We start from the raw sequence: 4102 nt of genomic DNA on the forward strand, positions 1-4102 counted from the left end.
TCTCCCAGTTCTAGTTTAGACAAAATGCTGACTAATTCACTATTTTCGTATAAAGGTATGCCGTGCTCTTCGGCAATGCGCATTATTTCCTCAGCGAGCTCATTCTCACCTTTGGCAGTAAGTTTGGGCGCTGAAACTTCATCGTACTTGAGCGCGATGGCTCTTGTTTTCGAGCTGGTTTTGTTATTGTTGTTCATGCTTGAATATCTACCAGGCTTTGTGTCAACTTGGTGGCCTGTTGTTCTGGTAGGCCTTGTTGGCAAATAATATCGCCTACTTCTAGGCCTAGCTCTGAAAGCTTTTCCTTAAAATGTTTGCTCTCCCTTTGCGCGAGCGCGAAAGTATCGGCTTGATCTGCCCAGATAATGGATGAAATAGAAGGAGGGAGCAAGCTTACTTGAATATATATTGCTCCCAGGCCTTCTAAGTCGAAGGATAGTGATATTTTCCACTGCAATGCTTTGTCCTCAGATTCCTCTTCCTGGTTCTGAGTGGCGCTTTTTTCCTTATCGAGTCTCAGGCTGAAGGTGGTGACCCCTTGGTTGACATTCACCACGGGCAATTCAAAAAACCATGATTGAAGTGTATTGCCGTCACTGGTTTGGCTTTGAAAGAGGCTGTTCAACTGGTTGAACTGAATACGATTAAGCATTCCGGCAAGTATTTTCAAAAGCTGCCCGGTAGAAAACTCTTGCTCGGCAAAAAGAGCTTTGGCCTTCGCTGTTGTGTCGGACTGGATGCGCGGAAAATTAAAGGGAGTTGTTAATAGTTCAGGCTCTAAAAGGCTGCCAAGGAGTTTCTCTATCGCCTGGTTTTGTTCGCCGCTGCTATTTGCGGCAGGTAATAAGTTTCGGCTAATGCCTAGCAGGGTCGCTTTTAAATCGCTTGATATTGTCTTGTCTTGGCTTGGATCGGCTGCCGTGTTGCTATGTTGCTTTACAAGTTGCTGCAGCATGTCTAGTGCTTGCTTCGTGACTGCAGAGCTTGTTTGGTTGGTATTTTGAGGAGAGGGGGTTCCAGAAAGCGGGTTATTGGCAGTAGGTTTGGTCTGGTCTGCTTGCGCTAATGCTATTTTGTTCAAGGTTTTGAGGTTTTGGAGTTGCTCGAGTATTTGTTGTTTGTTGGTGGTGTTACTGAGCTGTGACTCCATGAAAAGACCGCTGTGTTTTAAGGCGTTTCTAATTGTGTCAGGAGAGCTTAGAGTGTCGCCTTGACGGCTGGCTTGAGAGATCTGCTCTGCGTGAGGAAGAGATTTGATCAGTGTTGCGATGCTTTCTAGCGCAACTTTTCGAGTAAGCGGCGATGAGCCTTGTGTAGGGGAGAGCTGGGTTTGTTGAGCGCTGGCTACCTTTGTTTGATTTTGAGAAATGGGCGGCGTTTGCGAAGTCGCTTTACTCATCTCATTCAGGGCAGCGAAGCCGGTACCAAGAGACAGTTGCTTCGGTAGCAGTTTTGCTAAGGTGCCTAATAGTATTTCGGTATTGATGCTGCCTTTGTCTGCTGGGATTTGAGCTGTGCTTCTATTAGTCGGACTGACAAGGATCAAAGCCTTGCTCTGTTGTGTTGATGAGCTTTCAAGCTTGACTAATAGCGTCTGACCTATCTCTAAAGGAATGCTGCTGGTGGTTGTGACAAGTTTGCCATTAATATTGAGTAGCCATTCTTTACTGCTGTGAGTGTTTACTGTGGCTGCTTTTCCTTCGATTACCGGCTGTTCCTGGTTAGTTTTTGGGGGGGGGGGCTGAACAGTTGCCTGGTATTGCTTACCGGGTACCAGTTTAAGCTCTTCAATGCTGGTAATTTGTGATCTAGAAAGAGTGCTTGTACCTTTGCTGACGACCTCTGGCGTTGACGGTGGTTTTGGTGTGATGTCCATGACGTTGCTGTATCCCAGGTGCTGCCAGAATAAATCTCGATTGGGACAGGGTTTTATTGTGAACAGGCTCCCAATCAAGACGCTTATAGATTATTTCACAGATTATCCCAGATATAATGGAGACGCAAAAAATAGAATTACGGAAAGATATTCCTGATGTTTTTGAATAGTGTCTCAGGAAATAGAGTGGTACATGGATTAGCTCATAGGAAATTAGGGTGTTATGACAAAGCAGGCATTTAAATTATTTCTCGCTTGGTGTGTTTCAATCGTTCTGGCAGGTTGCGAAGGGCGAGTGGCAGAAACGGCACCAGAAACAGTAGACGATACTTCACCACCTTCTACTCCGGGGCAAGATTTTCAAGATGTTGCTATCGACGAAACTTTTTTCTCTCGCCCGTCTGACGAGGTGAGTGACAGTTTGGGCTTATATTCCTTCAGTGCTCCAGAAACAGAAAGTTCGACGATTCAGCATGAGGCAGTTTTTTCCTCTGAATCAGGAATGATCTTGAGCCTGAATACTTCCGATAGCAATGGAGCCAAGCCGGATATTTCAATCTTGGTGAGTACCGATACCGTCTATAAAGTTGACCATGAAACGAATGAACTCAAGGCTATCAATCACTTTAAGAATGAAATATGTGAGATTCATCCAAAAGAGCTAGTCGTCTCTTCTCTTTCTGATTCCGGTACCGGTACCGTTGAGACCTTTTCGGTTAGGCATGCGGAGTCGGTTTATGTTGTGACCGCAGTCGATGAGGAAGACGGTTCAGCGTGTGAAAACATGGATGCAAGTCGAACATATTATGAACTACCCTTAAACTATCAGTTCGATGCTTCGTTTACAGACCCCTCTCTTACTGATGAGTTGCTTATTGTTGATGAAGCTCAGGCTAAAGCAAAGTTAGTGTTTGGCTGGATTGATAACCCGGATAATGCAGGGGAATATATTTTAAATTATGGTTACCTTGGTTATAGCTTTGCGCTGAGGAAGTTAGAGTTTTTTGACCAGGACAGGAATTCTGTATGGTCGCAAACCAGAGAGCTTGCTTCCTACCCATCAATTGACGCGAATGGGTTTACGTCTCCATTTTATCTCTTTGATGTACGTACCTTGGATAATTATCAATACCTGGTCCAAATGAATCAGGATATTTTTGTTGTCGATGCAAGCACAGAGTTTTTTGCAAAGACTCAGAGTGATGTCGGCACAATATTGACCGATCGGATAATAAATATCGGCAGCTATGCTCCTTATATCGCGGGGGGTGTCGAGCCAGGGATTTATGAAGTAGAAGCGTATCATGATGATGATGACTTAGTGATCATTGATGAAGGGAAGATTTTTACCTACCCATTTTTACAAAACCAATTTACGCCTGATAGCGTCAGTCATGACTACCTTGTTGAGACAAATGACGGATTTATCTATCAGGAACAAGCACACAGACGCAAGAAAACGTTTTCACAATTCGACTATCAGCGCTGTGACGAAGAGGATGATGCTTGTAATGCCGCTCATGATGTCACGGCTTCTTCCTGGCAGTTTATAACGGATTGTGATGCCGATCTCGGCTGTCAGTTGGAGCAGGATGTTGCAGACTTGTGTGAGACTCAAGAAGAACATGATGTGAGCCAGTCTGGCAGAAATATTTGTTCTGCCGAGTTTTTTGAGCACTTGGGGGAGTTGAATAATACAGAGAACGATGCCCAGTTCGTTGGTTATATGCAGTACTTGGCAGATTCCTTGAATAAGTATGAAGTGAGTATTTTTGAAGACAGCTTGTTGTTATCTGCATCAATGCTCGAAAAAGATCTGATTGTTCGTTATTTTTATAAGCAGTCTTTGTCAGCGCCAAAATCAGTACGTGAGCATGTTATGTTTGGTGCTGAATCAGATCTATATGCTCTGGAGCACTTTGTTGAAAATAACAACGTATATATCAGTGCTTTGATTCCAGGAGCGGTGAGAAGTAATGAGTGTTATAAAAACTACCTTCGTGTTGAGTGTGACCTGGGTTCCCAAGAAGGTGGTGGGAGTGACCGATGTACGGGGGCTGATCTGGCAGAGGGTACGTGTTTCTCTTCTTTTACCGAATTTGAATCTACAGCACTGTTTTGCACTCCTAATCAGGTATTAACTAGAGTATGTGCTGATGCTAGTCTTGACTCAGGCTCAATTCGTACTGAGGCAAGCGATGAAGATGGTAAATGGGTGCGCATGCT

3 protein-coding genes are annotated in these 4102 nt (G+C 44.3%); 1 reads left to right on the plus strand and 2 read right to left on the minus strand.

All coding sequences use genetic code 11. The features are described from left to right. A partial coding sequence (locus tag A3761_RS13275; RefSeq protein WP_068750331.1) for an EscU/YscU/HrcU family type III secretion system export apparatus switch protein occupies positions 1 to 197 on the minus strand: 197 nt, incomplete at its 3' end. After that, a complete protein-coding gene (locus A3761_RS13280) occupies positions 194 to 1876 on the minus strand; it encodes a flagellar hook-length control protein FliK (RefSeq protein ID WP_068553492.1) in 1683 nt (560 codons plus the stop codon). The genes A3761_RS13280 and A3761_RS13275, both read right to left, overlap by 4 nt. A 223-nt stretch (positions 1877 to 2099) precedes the next feature. On the opposite strand from A3761_RS13280, the gene A3761_RS13285 reads away from it, so the two are divergent. After that, a partial coding sequence (locus tag A3761_RS13285) for a hypothetical protein (RefSeq protein ID WP_156491836.1) occupies positions 2100 to 4102 on the plus strand: 2003 nt, incomplete at its 3' end.

The sequence above is a fragment of the Oleiphilus sp. HI0123 genome (assembly GCF_001635315.1).

Bases quoted from the DNA above. Each gene is read 5' to 3' on its own strand.
- A3761_RS13280 (WP_068553492.1), bottom strand. From the start codon at position 1,876: ATGGACATCACACCAAAACCACCGTCAACGCCAGAGGTCGTCAGCAAA.